Here is a 16,575-nt window from a genome sequence, read left to right on the forward strand (position 1 = left end):
GCGGCTCAGGCGGCCTCCGGCATCGCCGACTCGATGACCGCGAAGATCCCGCCCTGCGGGTCGGAGACGACCGCCATCCGGCCCGCCACCATGTCGAAGGGCGGCTTCAGCACCGATCCGCCGGCCCGCACCAGCGCGTCCACGGTGGTGTCGGCGCCGTCCACGGCGAAGTACGTCAGCCAGTGCGGCGGCGTGCCCGGCGGGAGGCGGTCGAGCCCGTGCAGCCCGCCGACGGGCCGGCCGTCCACCGTGAGGACGTAGTAGCCGGGCACCTCCGGGGACGGCTCGACCTCGACGCCCAGCGCCGCCGGGTAGAAGGTCCGGGCCGCGTCCACGTCCGGGCTCGCGAGCTCGTTCCAGGTCAGCGCGCCCGGCTCGTTGACCACCTCGCAGCCGAAGAAGTCGCGCGGCTCCCAGAGCCCGAAGACCGCCTCCGAGGGATCGGCGACGATCGCCATCCGCCCGAAGGTCAGCACGTCCATGGCGGGCATGACGACCGTACCGCCGTGCGCCGCGACGGCACGGGCCGCCGCCTCGGCGTCGGCGACCGAGAGGTAGGTCGTCCAGGCCGTGGGCGGCGCGGGCTGTCCGTCCTGGGCCATGGCGGGGCCGATGCCGGCCACCGCGCGGCCGTTCAGCGCGCACACCGCGTACCCGCCGGTCTCCGGCGGCCCGGGCTCGCCCTGCCAGCCGAAGAGATCGCGGTAGAAGTCGAGCGCCGCGCGCTGGTCCGGCGCCATGAGATCGACCCAGCAGGGGGTGCCGGGCGCGTAGCCGTTGCGTACCTCGGGCATGCCTCCAGCCTGGGCCCGGTCCCGGGCGGCCGCCACTCGGCGGGGTCTAGGCCCGCGGCCGGCCCATCGCCCGGTACGTCCAGCCCGCCGCCCGCCACGCCGCCGCGTCCAGCGTGTTGCGGCCGTCGAGCAGATGCCGTTCCGCGACGACGGAGCCCAGGGCCTCCGGGTCCAGGGCGCGGAACTCGCCCCACTCCGTGAGGTGGAGGACGGCCTTCGCCCCCCGGCACGCCTCCAGCGCGCTGTCCGCGTACGCCAGCGTGGGGAAGACGCGCCGCGCGTTCTCCATGCCCTTGGGGTCGTAGACGGTGACCTGCCCGCCCTGGAGGTGGATCTGGCCGGCGACGTTGAGGGCGGGCGAGTCGCGGACGTCGTCCGAGTCGGGCTTGAAGGTGGCGCCCAGCACGGCCACGCGCTGGCCGAGGAAGCTGCCGCCGACCGTCTCGCGGGCGAGCTCGACCATGTGGCCGCGGCGGCGCATGTTGATGGAGTCGACCTCGCGGAGGAAGGTGAGCGCCTGGTCGGCGCCCAGCTCGCCGGCGCGGGCCATGAAGGCCCGGATGTCCTTGGGCAGGCAGCCGCCGCCGAAGCCGATCCCGGCCCGCAGGAACTTCCGGCCGATCCGCTCGTCGTGCCCGATGGCCTCCGCCAGCTTGGCGACGTCGCCGTCGGCGGCCTCGCAGACCTCGGCCATGGCGTTGATGAAGGAGATCTTCGTGGCGAGGAAGGAGTTGGCGGCGGCCTTGACCAGCTCGGCGGTCGGGTAGTCGGTGACGACGAACGGCGACCCCTCGCCGACCGGCGTCGCGTACACCTCGCGCAGCACCTTCTCCGCGCGCTCGCCCCGGACGCCGACGACGATCCGGTCGGGGTGGAGGGTGTCCTCGACGGCGAAGCCCTCGCGCAGGAACTCCGGGTTCCAGGCGAGCTCCACCTCGGCGCCGGCGGGCGCGAGTTCGGCCAGCCGGCGGGCCAGCCGGGCCGCCGAGCCCACCGGCACGGTGGACTTGCCGACGACCAGCGCGGGCCGGCGCAGCCGCGGCGCGAGCGACTCGACGGCGGCGTCGACGTACGACATGTCACAGGCGTACTCGCCGTGCTTCTGCGGGGTGTTGACGCAGACGAAGTGGACGTCGCCGAACTCGGCGACCTCGTCCCAGGAGGTGGTGAAGCGCAGCCGCCCGCTGGAGCCCTCCAGCCCCGCGACGTGCTTGCGCAACAGTTCCTCCAGTCCCGGCTCGTACATCGGGACCTCGGCGCGGGAGAGCATCTCGATCTTCTCGGGGAGCACGTCGAGGCCGAGCACCTCGAAACCGAGTTCGGCCATGGCCGCCGCATGGGTCGCGCCGAGATAGCCGGTGCCGATCACGGTGATCTTGGGGGCCATGCGTGCTCCAGGGACGTACGGGGTGCCGATTGCGTGCGCCCGAGCATAGTCGGGGCCCCGGTTGGGGAGATTCCGGGTGATCGGGTGCTGTCGGCAAGCTCACGTATCCGGCCACGTCCGGCGCCCCTAGAATCACGGTTACTAGTCGGTAATTAATGCGCTCTGGGGAGTTTCGCCGTGGCGGGAAACAAGGACTTCGACCTGTACAAGGTGTCCGAGGAGCACGACGAGCTCCGCAAGGTCGTGCGCTCGCTGGCCGAGGCGAAGATCGCGCCGTTCGCCGCCGAGGTGGACGAGGAGGGCCGCTTCCCGCAGGAGGCCCTCGACGCGCTGGTCGCCGCCGACCTGCAGGCCGTGCACGTCCCCGAGGAGTTCGGCGGCGCCGGTGCCGACGCGCTGGCCACCGTCATCGTGATCGAGGAGGTCGCCCGCGTCTGCGCCTCGTCCTCCCTGATCCCGGCCGTCAACAAGCTCGGCTCGCTGCCCGTCGCCCTCTCCGGCTCGGACGAGCTCAAGAAGCGCTACCTGGGCCCGCTCGCCAAGGGCGACGCGATGTTCTCCTACTGCCTCAGCGAGCCCGACGCGGGCTCGGACGCCGCCGGCATGAAGACCCGCGCCGTGCGCGACGGCGACTCCTACGTGCTCAACGGCGTCAAGCGCTGGATCACCAACGCCGGCGTCAGCGAGTACTACACGGTGATGGCCGTGACCGACCCGGAGAAGCGCTCCAAGGGCATCTCCGCCTTCGTCGTCGAGAAGTCCGACGAGGGCGTCTCCTTCGGCGCCCCGGAGAAGAAGCTCGGCATCAAGGGCTCCCCGACCCGCGAGGTCTACTTCGACAACGTCCGCATCCCCGCCGACCGCATGATCGGCGAGGAGGGCACCGGCTTCGCCACCGCCATGAAGACCCTGGACCACACCCGCGTCACCATCGCGGCCCAGGCCCTCGGCATCGCCCAGGGCGCCCTCGACTACGCCAAGGAGTACGTCAAGGAGCGCAAGCAGTTCGGCAAGCCGATCGGCGACTTCCAGGGCGTCCAGTTCATGCTCGCCGACATGGCGATGAAGCTGGAGGCGGCCCGGCAGCTGACCTACGCGGCGGCCGCCAAGTCCGAGCGCACCGACGGCGACCTGACCTTCTTCGGCGCCGCCGCCAAGTGCTACGCCTCCGACGCCGCCATGGAGATCACCACCGACGCGGTCCAGCTGCTCGGCGGCTACGGCTACACGCGCGACTACCCGCTGGAGCGGATGATGCGCGACGCGAAGATCACCCAGATCTACGAGGGCACCAACCAGGTGCAGCGCATCGTCATGGCGCGCAACCTGCCGTAGCCCGTTCTTCCCGGAGGTCCGGAACAGCCTCGAGAGGGGCGGCTGTTCCGGACCTCCGGCGTACTACGCCTGCGGGCGGATGAGGGCGAGCAGCCTGAGCACGTGCCCGGCCTCGGCGAGTTGGCCGTCCCGTTCGGGCGCAGGGAGCAGCCAGAACGCCCCCGGGCCCTCCCGACGCCCCGGATGGGGCGTGCAGAGGTACCGGAGGTGATCATGTACCCCGACCGACGTGGTGCCGGATACGCGCCATGCCCGAGCCGTGCCCGGTTGCACGAGGACCGTGTAGAGGTCCCGGCGGCGGGAGACAACGACACCGTGACCGATGCCGACACGACGGAACGCCATCTCCACCGCGTCGTCGGTTCTGATGCCGGTGACGGCGGCCTCGACGATGCCGCTGGGCAGGTTGATGGCGTCGAAGCGATGCCCGATCTCGATGGCCGGTGTCTGACCCAGCGCCCATGCCTCGTGGACGAGTCGGGGGTGCACGACGCGGGAGACGAGCCACAGGGCGCCGGGGTGGCGTTGGGTGGGGTGGACGACGGGCGTCATGGGCGTACCTCGGAGGCGTTGTACATGCGGTGGGCCGACTGGAGCCGGCTGCGCTTCGGCGACTGTCCTCGCGGACCGACCGGGACGTCGTCGCTGCAGGCGCAAGATCTCCCATAGAAGACGCAGTGCGACCCGGTACAGCGACTCATGCGGCATGCGGTCATGGGCAACCCGCCGCACCGTTTGGCCGGGGCTCATCAGCGCCTCCGGGTATGCGGGTGCTGCCGCAGCTCGACGTTGCAGTCGGTGGCCTGCGAGAAGTCGCCGGTCCGCCGAGCCTCGACGCGCTGCCGTGCCAGCGCTCCGCAGACATCGCATCCGGGCGCGGGCTCGGGATCGTCCGTCAGCGCGGTCGCGGAAATATGGACGGGGACGGGTTCGTGCACGGTGGTCATCCCATGACCTCCAGCGCTTCCACACACAGGGCGATGCGCCCTACAGAGGACGGGACGGCCCGCAGTAGCGCGTGCTGACAGGTAGTTTGGAGCACTGTCATCAACCTCCATCTGGTTGGTGGCCACGCCCCCGGACGGCTCGCATCCGTCGCGGGGGTCTTCTCGTGCAGCCTGACTCTACCGCACTTAGTACGTCTTAGAACGTATTATCACGTGCCTACTTGACCTATGCTGGCCCGGCCTGACCTTTTACGCTCCACCTATGATCGAGATCGATCGGGAGAGCATCACCCCGATGTATGTGCAGCTGGCGTCCGTCCTGCGTGAACGCATCCGACGCGGGGAAATCCCGGTTGGCCGCCGCATCCCCTCCCAGCACGAACTGGAACTGGAGACCGGTGGCGCGGTCAGCCGCCGAACGATCAAGTCCGCTATCGGCGCGCTCGAAGCCGAGGGCATCGTTCGGGGTGTCCAGGGCAAGGGCGTGTTCGTCATCGCAAAGCCTGACGCGGCGACTCCGTCCGAAGGGCCAGGGTCCGCCGACTGAGTCTTGCGCGGTCCTGGACGCGTCCTTCGTCAGCTCTGGCGGGCGGGACGGCCGATCCGTTCTTCCCGCGCCTCGGCTCGTACGACCAACGTCCCTTCCCGCTCACCGTGCGGCGGATCGATGATCTCTGTCGTGATGTTCGCGAAGCGGGCTGACTCCAGCAAAGCGGCCCACTTACAGGGGGAATGGTCCCAACGCGACACCGCACGTGCTTCTCGAAGGGGCTCCCCTGGCTGCGGATCGGGCCGTGGCGGCTTGTGCGAGAACACGAAAGCCCCGCCTGCGGTCAGGCTCTGTCGCACCAGCGGCAGGAGCGTCGTCGGGTCTATGAACCAGACGGGCCCGAAGATCGACAGGACCACGTCGAAGCTGTCGGGGTGAGCGGCCAAGAACTCCGTCGCTTCTGCGGTCCGGAAGGAGAGGCCGGGAAGGTGGCCCCACCGGGCCGCCGCCTTTTCGCGCTGAGTTGGAGCGATATCGATGCCGACACATTGGGCGCCAAGTGTCGAGAGGTGAGCAAGGTTGCAGCCGGTACCGCATCCGAGTTCCAGCACGCGACGCCCATGGATCTCGCCGATCACCGACTCGTCGGGGCCGTGGTCGGCGTACTGAGTCCAGTTCAACCACGTAGTAGCCCCGGCCGCGTTGTGGGTCCTGCGTGGCGTCCGGCCAGCCGCGTATCGTTCCCACGCTGCGGTGACTGCTTCCATGCCGCTCCTTCCACGCGTGACGGCTCCCCCGAGTTGGGGGAGCCGTCCGTCTGACGAACCTCGCTGTTACTTCCCGCCGACAGGGCTGTCAGTGCACCCGGCGTGACACTGGGAACAGTCGGCTTCATCGGCGTTCCACAGGTCGTGGTTGACGGCGAACCCGGCTGCCTTGATCGCTCGGACGGTCTCCCCCAGAGAGGGAGCCTCGCCGCCCTTTTGTTGGGGGAGGTGCGGGACGTGGTGGATGTAGTGTCCGGCGACCGCGTTGCAGAACGCCGTGTAGTTGATGCTGTCGAGCACGAACGAGTGAACGCCGAAGTCCACGCGCGGGGCCGGGCCCATGTGGACGTCCGACCGTTCGGTGGACGTGACCAGGTAGGCGATCGTCTGGCCGAAGGTGCGTTCCGCCGTTTCGTGGTCCATGCCGTGGTCACGCATGATCAGCTGTACCTCACCCTCCCAGACTTCGGGGATGACGCAGGTGCGAGGATCCCTGAGCCGTACGGCTGTTGCCACCGTGTTCCCTTTCTCTTGATGGAGTGGACAGCCTGGGCTATCCGCGGGGGTGGTGCGTTGGAGCCCGGCAGTGCCGGCGGCGGTGGCCCGTGACGTGTTCCCAGGGCTGGCGCCGCTTCGCCGACTCCGCGTAGACCAGGGCGTCGATCAGCTTGCGGGCGGTGGGCAGCGGCACGGTCCCCAGGTACAGCGACGGCTCGCCGGAGAGGGAGGCGCGGCCCGTCATCTGGGCCACGAGTCCCGCTCTCCGACGTTGATGCCCATCTCCGCCAGCACCCGCGTGAGCATGAACGCGGTGTCGTCGGCCTTCCTCTTGCCCGCCATGAAGGCGTCGGCTTGCTGCGCGACCGCTTCGGTTTCCGTGGTCATGGTGAGGATTGCTCCCACTCTGCTGTCTGCCTGGCCGTGTCACTCAGTCAACCCCCATACACACGGGGGAACTTGCACAGCGTTTGCACAACGGGTGTGCGGTCAGGCGCGCAGCCTGTGAGCATGGACGACAGGACCTGCATCCGCGAGGAAGACATGAGCCCATGAGCACTGATCTGGCCCCCGGCGCGAACCTGGCGGTCCTCCGGAAGGCACGCGGCCTGTCGCAGGCCCGGCTGGCCGGAAAGGCGAACGTCTCTGTCTCCCTGCTGTCCAGGATCGAGGTGGGAGACCGGGCCCTCACACCTGCGACTGCCGCCGCTCTGGCCGAAGCTCTGGGGCTGTCCATGGCCGAAGTGCAGGGCAAGGTCACCGTGGAACACGACTCGGAAGCGCATCTGTCGGCGCTGCGGTCGGCCATCAGGAACTACGACCTACCCGGAAAGCAGAAGGTCAGGAAAGGAGAGATCAGCTCCGCCCTGGAGGCCGCTGGGCAACTCCGGGACGACGTAGAGGTGACCCGTCCCATGGCCATGCTGCCGAAGCTGCTCAGGGACGCCACGGCGTTCGCGTACACCGCGAACACGGCGGAAGCCTGGGCGGCGCTCACGGACGCCTATGGCACCGCCTATTGGCTGGCCGCACGGCACAGGTGGATGGACATGGCAGAGCTGGCCGTGACTCGTCAGCGGTGGGCTGTCGAGCAGCGGCACAACCCGCTGAGCGAGGCCATCGCGGCGCGAGACAGGGCCGGGGCGTACCTGAACGGCGGTGACTTCGAAGGCGGGCTGACCATCGTCGACCGCGCCATCGGTGCGGCTCAGAGGAGCCTGTCAGGGCAGGAACGCGCCTTCGCGGTCGGCCTGCTCAACCTTCGCGGCATGACCTTGGCGGGTCGGCTCAGGGGCAAGGAGGAAGGCAAGCGGCAAGCGGAGCGGCACATCGCGTCCGCCGCCGAAGCCGCTGAATGGTTCAGTCAGGACTGGAACCGCCACCACATGATCTTCGGCCCCCAGAACATGGCCACACACGTACTCGCCACCCGGCTGGACCTGGGCAAGCCCCGTGAGGCACTGAGCGCGGCAGAGAACATTGACGCCGTGCTGGACGGGCTGCCGCCCACTCGCATCGCCCCGACGCGGATCAACATGGCGCGGGCTCAGCTCGACATCGGCGACCGGGACGGGGCCCTGGAGAACCTGACCACCGCTTGGGGCGTGGCACCGCACATGGCGCGCATCCATCCGATGGGGCGGGAGGTCTTCCGAGTGCTGTCGTCCCTTCACCGCCGGAGCAACCCTCAACTCCTCAAGCTGTCGAAGCTGTCGGGAATCGCGGTCTGACGAGGGCCACCGAATCTCCGCCCTGAGGTCGAAGTCCTTCGCAACCTGACCGATCGAGCGGCCACCACGCCGGCACAGCTCCACGTCTCAGCTTGAACCCATGGGCGAATACGAGCGACGCGGACGCAGCTTCTTGTCGGCCGTGCTCTCCATGACGGACATCCGGGGCCATAGCCTCTGGCCTCGGATGTCCGTCAAACCGAATCAAGCCCAGGACACTACGGCTTCACGCCGAAGCCCTGCCCATTTATGGAGCGCTTTGACCTCGACCGAACCCCATGCCAGACCAGAAAGATAAGGACGGCCACCGCCACGAGTCGGGTGACATTCCAGGTGGCGGCGGCAACTGCCCCCTGCGAAGAGGATTCCACGTTGAGCCGCATTGATGTCTCAATGATAGCCACCAGCGGAATCGACGCCCGAAAGAGGACTCCACGAAGTTCAGGGTTCCGTCCCAGATGTCCGGCCACTCCCAGGAGCAGACCAAGAACTATAGCTGCCGCACACCAGAACAGCATTTTTGACAGGAACCCAGCCCAATAGATATGAGTCCCCTGCGAAGGGTCATCCAAGTTTACCCATTCTCGGAATTCCCCTTGAGCCAGTTTGGTCACATAGTAGGCAATCACACCTGCAGCCAGGGCGGCAGGAGCCAACACAGCAGACTTGATCCTGGATTTACACGCAAGGCCGACGCAGAAAGCCAAGGCCGCCCAAGACCATCCTGCCGCCAAGACGAGGTGCAGGACGTGAATTACTGGCGCATCAACCGTTCCAAGGAGCGGAGCGAAAATCCCGAGCGCCACGCCGGCGATCAGCGCGATCGCGGGGGCCAGAACAAAGGAGCGTAAAGGGGACACGAGATTCGAATGAGTCCTTTTCGGTAGCGAGCTATCCACGACCCTGCCGCCAAGCGAGACTTGAGAGTCTACCGGAGGCAGCGACATTTAACCACTACTTACCCGCCCTTAGAGCTAAGACAACGGGCCACAAAGCCCACTCGCCCATGTGCGATATTCCTGGCCGAAGTTTGCACTGTTGAGGTGCGGTATCACGCGCGCTGACATTGGAAGCCCGGACCGGCATTCGGGCATGGCATTCAGATCATCCGGATGCTAGCCAGTGACGCCCCAGTACGCGTGACACGTATACGCGGCACCGGCCGTCTTGCTGGCCCTGGCCGTCTCGCCGGCTTTCGCACCGACCTTCAAGCTGCCGCCGCCTATCTCTACGGTCGCGTTGTGCAGCTTCGAGCCATGGTAGTAGTACGAGTAGCACCGCTTGCCACCGGGCGTCAGTTCGGTGCCATATTCCCAGGTGCCACCGCCGACGTTCTTGCTGGCCATCGGGGCCGCCAACTTGGCGTTCGGGTCGACCTTGATCTCGACCATGCCCCACTCGGTGACGTTGCCCAACTCCTTGGGCGGACGAGGGGTTGCGCCGCTGGCGGGCGAAACCAGAACGCCAGCAGCCACGGCCGTGCTCGCGGCGACAACAACCAAGGATCTACCGAAAAGCTTCATGAGCGTTACATCCCTCCGTTGAAGTTCCCAATGCGTGGGCTCACGGAGGAAGATCCTGGCTGATGCAGACCTGTATTGTGAAGTTAATTTCAGAACTCTGTCCGAAAAACATCCCTAGATGCAGGGTGCCATTAGTTCATTTATGAGGTATCACCCACTCCACTTCATTGGAAAATGTCCGAATTTTTCGGACTGCCGAGCATCCTCTTCTCCGAGGCAGTCAGCATCCTTCTGCCCTGTTGCGGCCTCGTGTGACCGCTGGAGTGCTGTCTGCACGCCGGGAAACAGCAGGCTGTTGACGGTGCATACCTTGATCCGGCGGATCTCACCGCGGCCTTGCCCGTGTTCACAGGTCCGTTCCTGCGGATGTGGTGAGCGCCACGTCCCGGAAAAGTAGGTGGCGTGGTCGCACTGGGTGTGCGACACATCGCTGGTCACCACAGCACCGTCGAGGTCGGTGCTGTCCAGCAGCAGTTCGGCCGGGCGATCGGCGACTTCCAGGGCGTCCAGTTCATGCTCGCCGACATGGCGATGAAGCTGGAGGCGGCCCGGCAGCTGACCTACGCGGCCGCCGCCAAGTCCGAGCGCACCGACGGCGACCTGACCTTCTTCGGCGCCGCCGCCAAGTGCTACGCCTCCGACGCCGCCATGGAGATCACCACCGACGCGGTCCAGCTGCTCGGCGGCTACGGCTACACGCGCGACTACCCGCTGGAGCGGATGATGCGCGACGCGAAGATCACCCAGATCTACGAGGGCACCAACCAGGTGCAGCGCATCGTCATGGCGCGCAACCTGCCGTAGGACCCCCTCCCGCCGGGACGGCGCCGGGCGCACACCGCGGGCGGCCAGGATAAGGAGGCCGACCCCTCCCTATCCTGGCCGCATGGCTGAGACGCACACCTATGACGTGGAAATCGAATGGACCGGCAACAACGGCTCGGGAACGGACAGTTACCGGTCCTTCAGCCGTGCCCATGAAGTCCTGGCGACGGGAAAGCCTCCCATCGCCGCCTCCTCCGATCCGGCCTTCCGCGGCGACCCGGCCCGCTGGAACCCCGAGGAACTGCTGGTGGCCTCCGTCGCCCAGTGCCACATGCTCTGGTATCTCCACCTGTGCGCCGTCGGCGGGGTGACCGTCGTCGACTACGAGGACCGGGCCCACGGGGTCATGACGATGGACGCGAGCGGCGGCGGAGGGCAGATCACCGAGGTCACGCTCCGCCCCGAGGTGACCGTCGCCGATGTCTCCATGACGGACAAGGCCCGCGCACTGCACGACGAAGTGCACTCGGTGTGCTTCATCGCGCGCTCGGTGAACTTCCCCATCCGCCACGAGCCCCTGATCCACGTCCAGTAGGCGATCGCCGCGCTCAGCCGTCCAGCGCGCCGATCGTCGCCACCGACGGACCCCGGCGGGAGCTGACGTCCCGCGCGACGGCCTCCGCGTCGCGCAGCACCCGCACCGCGTTCTTCCAGGTCAGCTTCGCCAGATCCGCCTCCGACCAGCCCCTGCGCAGCAGCTCGGCGATCAGGTTCGGGTAACCGGCCACGTCCGCCAGATCCACCGGCGTGAACGCCGTCCCGTCGAAGTCGCCCCCGATCCCGATGTGATCGACGCCCGCCACCTCCCGCATGTGGTCCAGGTGGTCCGCGACCGTCGCCGCCGTCGCGACGGGCCGCGGGCGGGACGCCTCGAAGGCCTGGTGGACGGCCATCGCCTCCGGCGTCGTGTCCAGGTGGTGGAAGCCGTGCGCCCGCATGTTCTCGTCCGCCGCCGCGGTCCAGGCGACCGCCTCCGGCAGGATGAACTTGGGGACGAAGGTCGCCATCGCCACGCCCCCGTTGGCGGGCAGCGAGGCCAGCACGTCGTCCGGCACGTTGCGCGGATGGTCGCAGACCGCCCGCGCGGACGAGTGCGAGAAGATCACCGGCGCCTCGCTCACCCGCACCGCGTCCCGCATGGTGTCGGCGGACACGTGCGAGAGGTCGACGAGCATGCCGAGGCGGTTCATCTCGCGGACGACCTCCTCGCCGAAGCGGGTCAGGCCGCCGGCGCGGGGCTCGTCGGTCGCGGAGTCCGCCCAGGGGATGTTGTCGTTGTGGGTGAGGGTCATGTAGCGCACGCCGAGCGCGTGGAGCGAACGCAGCGTGGCCAGCGAGCAGTTGATGCTGTGGCCGCCCTCGGCGCCCATCAGGGAGGCGATGCGGCCCTCCGAGCGGGCCGCCTCCACGTCGTCGGCGGTCAGGGCGAGGCGCAGGTCGCCGGCGTAGCGGTCGGTCAACTGGCGGACGATGTCGATCTGTTCGAGCGTGGCGCTGACGGCGTCGTCGCCGGACATGTCGCTGCGGACGTAGACCGACCAGAACTGGGCGCCGACGCCGCCGGCGCGCAGCCGGGGCAGGTCAGTGTGGAGGCCGGCGCCGCTCTGGTCGGCGGCGATGTCGCACCGGTCGAGGTCGTAGGCGACCTGCTGGCGCAGTGCCCAGGGCAGGTCGTTGTGTCCGTCGACGACGGGGTGCGCGGCGAGGAGTTCGCGGGCGCGGTCGAGTGCGTTCATCGCTGTCCGCCGAACCCGAAGCCCGTGGCGCCCTCGGCCTTCGCGCGCAGGCGGCGGCCCTTCTCCGTGGCCTGCTCGTTGAGCTCGTCCTGGAAGCGCCGCATCCGGTCGCGGAGTCCGGCGTCGTGGGCGGCGAGCATGCGGACGGCGAGGAGCCCCGCGTTGCGCGCGCCGCCGACGGAGACCGTGGCGACCGGGACGCCGGCGGGCATCTGCACGATGGAGAGCAGGGAGTCCATGCCGTCCAGGTGCTTCAGCGGGACGGGGACGCCGATCACGGGCAGGGGGGTGACGGAGGCCAGCATGCCGGGCAGGTGGGCGGCGCCGCCCGCCCCCGCGACGACCGCCTTCAGGCCCCGGCCGGCCGCCCCCTCCCCGTAGGCGATCATCTCGCGGGGCATGCGGTGCGCGGAGACGACGTCCACCTCGTACGGGACGTCGAACTCGGCCAGGGCCTGGGCGGCGGCTTCCATCACGGGCCAGTCGGAGTCGGATCCCATGACGATGCCGACGACGGGGGCGGAACTGCTCATTCGGTGATCGTTCCTCGCAGGTATCCGGCGGCGTGGGCGGCGCGCTCGCGCACGTCCGCCAGGTCGTCGCCGTAGGTGTTGACGTGTCCGACCTTGCGGCCGGGCTTCACGTCCTTGCCGTACATATGGATCTTCAACCCCGGGTCGCGGGCCATGCAATGGAGGTACGCGGAGTACATGTCCGGATAGTCGCCGCCCAGCACGTTGGCCATGACGGTCCACCTGGCGCGCGGGCGGGGGTCGCCGAGCGGGAGGTCGAGCACGGCGCGGACGTGGTTGGCGAACTGCGAGGTGATCGCGCCGTCCTGCGTCCAGTGGCCGGAGTTGTGCGGGCGCATGGCGAGCTCGTTGACGAGGACCCGGCCGTCGCGGGTCTCGAAGAGCTCGACGGCGAGGTGGCCGACGACGCCGAGCTCCTTGGCGATCCGCAGGGCCATCTCCTGGGCGTGCGCGGCCCGTTCGGGCGCGAGGCCCGGCGCGGGGGCGATGACCGTGTCGCAGACGCCGTCCACCTGGACCGACTCGACGACGGGGTAGGCGACGGCCTGCCCGTGCGGGGAGCGCACCACGTTGGCGGCGAGCTCGCGGGCGAAGTCCACCTTCTCCTCGGCGAGGACGGGCACCCCGGCGCGGAACGGCCCGGCCGCCTCCCGCTCGTCGCGGACGACCCAGACGCCCTTGCCGTCGTAGCCGCCGCGGACGGTCTTGAGGACGACGGGGAAGCCGGCGCCCTCCTCCGCGAAGCGCCGCACGTCCGCCGGGTCCTCGACGATGCGGTGGCGCGGGCACGGGATGCCGATCGCGTCGAGCTTCGCGCGCATCACGCCCTTGTCCTGGGCGTGCACCAAGGCGTCGGGCCCCGGGCGGACGGGGATCCCGTCGGCCTCTAGGGCCCTGAGGTGTTCGGTCGGAACGTGCTCGTGGTCGAAGGTGATGACATCGCACCCTTGTGCGAACGCACGAAGGGTGTCGAGGTCGCGGTAGTCACCGACGACCACCTCACCGACGACCTGCGCAGCGGAGTCCTGGGGGGTGTCGCTGAGCAGCTTGAACTGGATGCCGAGGGGGATGCCCGCCTCGTGGGTCATGCGCGCGAGCTGGCCGCCGCCGACCATGCCGACTACCGGGAACGTCACGCCCCCAGGGTATCCGTACGCACGACCGCCCCGGGCCGCCCCTTGGACGATCCTCCAGAGGCCTTCCGCGAGGGGTTCGCCGGACGTTCATCCACACCCCGGGCCGCCCGGGGGCCGGCTCGCTAGCATGGACGTTTGTGCCCCACGCCCTGCCCGCCCATCCCTACGGAGCCTGACGAACTTATGAGTCATCGGCGCACAGTGCGTTCCCGGCTGGAGCGGCTGGCCCGCGAAATCGCCAAGTTCGGCGCGGTCGGCGCCATGGGATTCGTGGTCAACCTCATCGTCTTCAACATCTGCCGGCACGGCATGGACCTCGCGGTGGTCCGCTCCGGCGTGATCGCCACGGCCGTCGCCATCGCCACGAACTACGTGGGCAACCGCTACTGGACGTACCGGCACTGCGACCGGAGCCGGCGCAGCCGGGAGATGACGCTCTTCCTGCTCTTCAGCGGCGCGGGCCTGGTGATCGAGAACGGCATCCTCGCGCTGTCGCACTACGGCTTCGGCCTGACCTCGTCGCTCGCGGACAACATCGCGAAGAACGTGGTCGGGCTGGGCATCGGGACGGTCTTCCGCTTCTGGTCCTACCGGACGTGGGTGTTCCGGACGCTGCCGGTGCAGACTGCCGAATCGTTCCTGGCCGACGTGCCGCGGCAGCGGTCGAAGGCGCCCAGCCACTCCCGCTAGTCCCCGCTCAGCCCTGCTCGCCCTCCATGCTGAGGAACAGGGCGAAGACCGGCGGGCTCTGCTGGAGCAGCTCCAGCCGCCCCCCGTCCGCCTCGGCGAGGTCGCGGGCGACGGCGAGGCCGAGGCCGGTGGAGTTGCGTCCGCTGACGGTGCGCTCGAAGACCCGCGCGCCCAGGTCCGTGGGAACCCCGGGCCCCTCGTCGGAGACCTCGACGACGGCCTGGTTGCCGGTGACCCGGGTGCGCAGGGCGACTGCGCCGTCCCCGTGCGTCAGGGAGTTCTCGATCAGCGTCGCGATCACCTGGGAGACCGCGCCGGGCGTCCCCACGGCCCGCAGGCCCTGCTTGCCGGAGCGCACCAGGGCGCGGCCGCCGGCCCGGATCGCGGGCCGCCACTCGTCGAGCTGCTGCTGGATGACCTCGTCGAGGTCGAAGGTGACGGCCGACCCGGTCTTGGGGTCACGGGAGTTGGTCAGCAGCCGCTGGACGACGTCGGTGAGCCGCTCGACCTGGGTGAGGGCGATCGTCGCCTCCTCCTTGACCGTCTCGGGGTCGTCGGTGAGCGTGATCTCCTCCAGCCGCATGGAGAGCGCGGTGAGCGGGGTGCGCAGCTGGTGCGAGGCGTCCGCCGCCAGCCGGCGCTCGGCGGTGAGCATCCGCGCGATGCGCTCGGCGCTGGAGTCCAGGACGTCCGCCACCCGGTCGAGCTCGGGGACTCCGTAGCGGCGGTGCCGGGGGCGGGGGTCGCCGGAGCCCAGCCGCTCGGCGGTCTCGGCGAGGTCGGTGAGCGGGGCGGTGAGCCGGTTGGCCTGCCGTACGGCGAGGAAGACCGCCGCCACCACGGCCAGCAGCGCCACGGTGAGGATCACCAGCAGCGTCCGTCCGACTTCCTTGCTGACCGTCGCCCGGGACTCCTCGACCCGGACGGTCTCCCCGTGCTCGCCGGTCTCGGTGGAGGTGATCAGCCCGCCCTCGGGGCGGCTGCCGATCTCGATGGGCGCCCGGCCGGGGATCTCGACGCGGGCGTAGCGGTCGGTGGTGACCTGCTGGCGCAGCACCCCCGACTCCACCCGCTCGCCCCCGGCCAGCCGGCCCTCGACGATGCTCACCAGGCGCACGGCCTCGGACTGCACGCTCTCGCGCGCGCTGTTCTCGATCGTGCGGGTCTCGACGATCACGAGCGAGATGCCGAAGACGGCGATCACGACGAGGACGACGGCCAGCGTGGAGTTGATCAGTCGGCGGCGCACGGCGGTGCTTCGGTCCCGGTTCCCTGGGCGGTCAGTTCTTCTCGAACCGGAAGCCGACGCCCCGGACGGTGGCGATGTAGCGCGGGTTGGCCGCGTCGTCGCCGAGCTTCTTGCGCAGCCAGGAGATGTGCATGTCGAGGGTCTTGGTGGACGACCACCAGGTGGTGTCCCAGACCTCGCGCATCAGCTGGTCGCGGGTGACGACCCGGCCGGCGTCCCGGACGAGCACGCGCAGCAGGTCGAACTCCTTGGCCGTCAGCTGGAGTTCCTCGTCGCCCATCCAGGCGCGGTGCGACTCGACGTCGATGCGGACGCCGTGGGTGGCGGTGGCCTGCTGGGGGGACTCGGCGGCGCCGCGCCGGAGCAGGGCCCGGACGCGGGCGAGCAGCTCCGCCAGGCGGAAGGGCTTGGTCACGTAGTCGTCGGCGCCGGCGTCCAGACCGACGACGGTGTCCACCTCGTCGGCGCGGGCGGTGAGGACGAGGACGGGGAAGCCGTGACCCTCGGTGCGCAGCCGGCGGCAGACCTCCAGGCCGTCCATGCCGGGCAACCCGAGATCGAGGACGAGCAGGTCGACGTCCCCCTTGATCCCGGCGGCGAGCGCGGCCGGACCGTCTTCACGCACCTCCACCTCATACCCCTCACGGCGCAGGGCGCGCGCGAGCGGCTCCGAGATGGACGCGTCATCCTCGGCGAGCAGTACTCGGGTCATGGAGGTGATGGTAGTCCGCTCGGGCGCACGTCAGAGCGCACTCCGGAGCACAGGGGGCGAGGGTTTGCCGAACCTACTACCACTCCCCGGGCGGGTGGAATGGTTCCGTATCTCACTGTGATCCACGTCTCAACCCCCTCCAAATCGGGGCGCGGTGTGACGTATGGTTACCGGAAGTCTTGGCATCAATGGGGGACCTTCGGCACGACAGCACCGCCGGAGG

Annotated in this window: 20 protein-coding genes and 1 pseudogene; 6 read left to right on the forward strand and 15 right to left on the reverse strand. The window is 69.2% G+C overall.

Translation table 11 applies throughout. The annotated features are described in order from the left end of the window. Window positions 1-5 precede the first annotated feature (5 nt). Window positions 6-794, reverse strand: coding sequence for a VOC family protein (locus AC230_RS00145; protein WP_049713852.1), 789 nt, complete (start codon window positions 792-794; stop codon window positions 6-8). 46 nt (window positions 795-840) lie between these two features. Continuing rightward, the gene (locus AC230_RS00150; RefSeq protein WP_049713853.1) at window positions 841-2,181 is read right to left on the reverse strand and encodes a UDP-glucose dehydrogenase family protein; all 1,341 of its coding nucleotides are present in this window, start codon (window positions 2,179-2,181) and stop codon (window positions 841-843) included. A gap of 177 nt (window positions 2,182-2,358) precedes the next feature. Between AC230_RS00150 and AC230_RS00155 the strand changes: the two genes are divergently transcribed. Beyond that, entirely contained in the window at window positions 2,359-3,516 is a 1,158-nt protein-coding gene (locus tag AC230_RS00155) for an acyl-CoA dehydrogenase family protein (RefSeq protein ID WP_049713854.1), read from the forward strand. A 63-nt stretch (window positions 3,517-3,579) separates the two neighbouring features. Here AC230_RS00155 and AC230_RS00160 read toward each other — a convergent pair whose 3' ends face one another. Together AC230_RS00160 and AC230_RS00165 are read right to left on the reverse strand one after the other, a co-directional pair. Next, a complete protein-coding gene (locus tag AC230_RS00160) occupies window positions 3,580-4,068 on the reverse strand; it encodes a hypothetical protein (RefSeq protein ID WP_049713855.1) in 489 nt (162 codons plus the stop codon). A gap of 197 nt (window positions 4,069-4,265) precedes the next feature. Continuing rightward, window positions 4,266-4,463 carry a hypothetical protein gene (locus AC230_RS00165; protein ID WP_049713856.1) on the reverse strand — a complete coding sequence of 66 codons (198 nt, stop codon included), beginning with the start codon at window positions 4,461-4,463 and terminating at the stop codon, window positions 4,266-4,268. Window positions 4,464-4,725: 262 nt separating this feature from the next. On the opposite strand from AC230_RS00165, the gene AC230_RS00170 reads away from it, so the two are divergent. After that, on the forward strand, window positions 4,726-5,010 hold the full coding sequence (locus AC230_RS00170; RefSeq protein ID WP_049713857.1) for a GntR family transcriptional regulator: 285 nt from the start codon (window positions 4,726-4,728) through the stop codon (window positions 5,008-5,010). 29 nt (window positions 5,011-5,039) lie between these two features. Here the strand turns inward: AC230_RS00170 and AC230_RS00175 are convergent, their stop codons facing one another. From AC230_RS00175 to AC230_RS32320, 4 genes are all read right to left on the reverse strand, one after another. Continuing rightward, window positions 5,040-5,720, reverse strand: a complete 681-nt coding sequence (locus AC230_RS00175) for a class I SAM-dependent methyltransferase (RefSeq protein WP_049713858.1) — start codon at window positions 5,718-5,720, stop codon at window positions 5,040-5,042. Between the two features lie 66 nt (window positions 5,721-5,786). Continuing rightward, entirely contained in the window at window positions 5,787-6,158 is a 372-nt protein-coding gene (locus AC230_RS00180) for a glycine-rich domain-containing protein (RefSeq protein WP_241833010.1), read from the reverse strand. Window positions 6,159-6,273: 115 nt separating this feature from the next. Beyond that, entirely contained in the window at window positions 6,274-6,471 is a 198-nt protein-coding gene (locus AC230_RS00185) for a hypothetical protein (RefSeq protein WP_049713860.1), read from the reverse strand. After that, window positions 6,459-6,605 carry a hypothetical protein gene (locus AC230_RS32320; RefSeq protein ID WP_157868462.1) on the reverse strand — a complete coding sequence of 49 codons (147 nt, stop codon included), beginning with the start codon at window positions 6,603-6,605 and terminating at the stop codon, window positions 6,459-6,461. The genes AC230_RS00185 and AC230_RS32320 overlap by 13 nt, the downstream gene beginning before the upstream one ends. 164 nt (window positions 6,606-6,769) lie before the next feature. On the opposite strand from AC230_RS32320, the gene AC230_RS00190 reads away from it, so the two are divergent. Then, the gene (locus tag AC230_RS00190; RefSeq protein ID WP_049713861.1) at window positions 6,770-7,948 is read left to right on the forward strand and encodes a helix-turn-helix domain-containing protein; all 1,179 of its coding nucleotides are present in this window, start codon (window positions 6,770-6,772) and stop codon (window positions 7,946-7,948) included. Window positions 7,949-8,166: 218 nt separating this feature from the next. On the opposite strand, the gene AC230_RS32325 is transcribed toward AC230_RS00190, so the two are convergent. Both AC230_RS32325 and AC230_RS00195 read right to left on the reverse strand, forming a co-directional pair. Next, window positions 8,167-8,808, reverse strand: a complete 642-nt coding sequence (locus tag AC230_RS32325) for a DUF6518 family protein (protein ID WP_157868463.1) — start codon at window positions 8,806-8,808, stop codon at window positions 8,167-8,169. 255 nt (window positions 8,809-9,063) lie between these two features. Next, complete coding sequence (locus tag AC230_RS00195; protein ID WP_078870837.1) at window positions 9,064-9,471, reverse strand: lactococcin 972 family bacteriocin; 408 nt, start codon at window positions 9,469-9,471, stop codon at window positions 9,064-9,066. Between the two features lie 399 nt (window positions 9,472-9,870). Here AC230_RS00195 and AC230_RS00200 point away from each other — a divergent pair. Both AC230_RS00200 and AC230_RS00205 read left to right on the forward strand, forming a co-directional pair. Continuing rightward, window positions 9,871-10,275, forward strand: a pseudogene (locus tag AC230_RS00200) (acyl-CoA dehydrogenase family protein); the annotation flags it as partial. Window positions 10,276-10,357: 82 nt separating this feature from the next. Continuing rightward, window positions 10,358-10,831, forward strand: coding sequence for an OsmC family protein (locus tag AC230_RS00205; protein WP_049713864.1), 474 nt, complete (start codon window positions 10,358-10,360; stop codon window positions 10,829-10,831). A 13-nt stretch (window positions 10,832-10,844) separates the two neighbouring features. Here the strand turns inward: AC230_RS00205 and AC230_RS00210 are convergent, their stop codons facing one another. From AC230_RS00210 to AC230_RS00220, 3 genes are read right to left on the reverse strand one after another with little or no spacing between them, the layout of a single operon-like run. Beyond that, entirely contained in the window at window positions 10,845-12,032 is a 1,188-nt protein-coding gene (locus AC230_RS00210) for a dipeptidase (protein ID WP_049713865.1), read from the reverse strand. After that, a complete protein-coding gene (gene purE / locus AC230_RS00215) occupies window positions 12,029-12,565 on the reverse strand; it encodes a 5-(carboxyamino)imidazole ribonucleotide mutase (RefSeq protein ID WP_049713866.1) in 537 nt (178 codons plus the stop codon). The genes AC230_RS00210 and purE overlap by 4 nt, the downstream gene beginning before the upstream one ends. Further along, window positions 12,562-13,680, reverse strand: a complete 1,119-nt coding sequence (locus AC230_RS00220; RefSeq protein ID WP_241833019.1) for a 5-(carboxyamino)imidazole ribonucleotide synthase — start codon at window positions 13,678-13,680, stop codon at window positions 12,562-12,564. Before AC230_RS00220 ends, purE begins: the two co-directional genes overlap by 4 nt. Window positions 13,681-13,884: 204 nt before the next feature. Here AC230_RS00220 and AC230_RS00225 point away from each other — a divergent pair, with 204 nt between their 5' ends. Then, the gene (locus AC230_RS00225) at window positions 13,885-14,391 is read left to right on the forward strand and encodes a GtrA family protein (protein WP_049713868.1); all 507 of its coding nucleotides are present in this window, start codon (window positions 13,885-13,887) and stop codon (window positions 14,389-14,391) included. A gap of 7 nt (window positions 14,392-14,398) precedes the next feature. Here AC230_RS00225 and AC230_RS00230 read toward each other — a convergent pair whose 3' ends face one another. Together AC230_RS00230 and AC230_RS00235 are read right to left on the reverse strand one after the other, a co-directional pair. After that, window positions 14,399-15,640, reverse strand: coding sequence for an ATP-binding protein (locus tag AC230_RS00230; protein ID WP_049713869.1), 1,242 nt, complete (start codon window positions 15,638-15,640; stop codon window positions 14,399-14,401). 31 nt (window positions 15,641-15,671) lie between these two features. Further along, window positions 15,672-16,352 (reverse strand): response regulator transcription factor, encoded by a 681-nt coding sequence (locus AC230_RS00235; RefSeq protein WP_049713870.1) that lies wholly within the window; start codon window positions 16,350-16,352, stop codon window positions 15,672-15,674. Window positions 16,353-16,575 lie beyond the last annotated feature (223 nt).

This window comes from Streptomyces caatingaensis (assembly GCF_001187435.1).
GTDB classification, from domain to species: Bacteria; Actinomycetota; Actinomycetes; order Streptomycetales; family Streptomycetaceae; genus Streptomyces; species Streptomyces caatingaensis.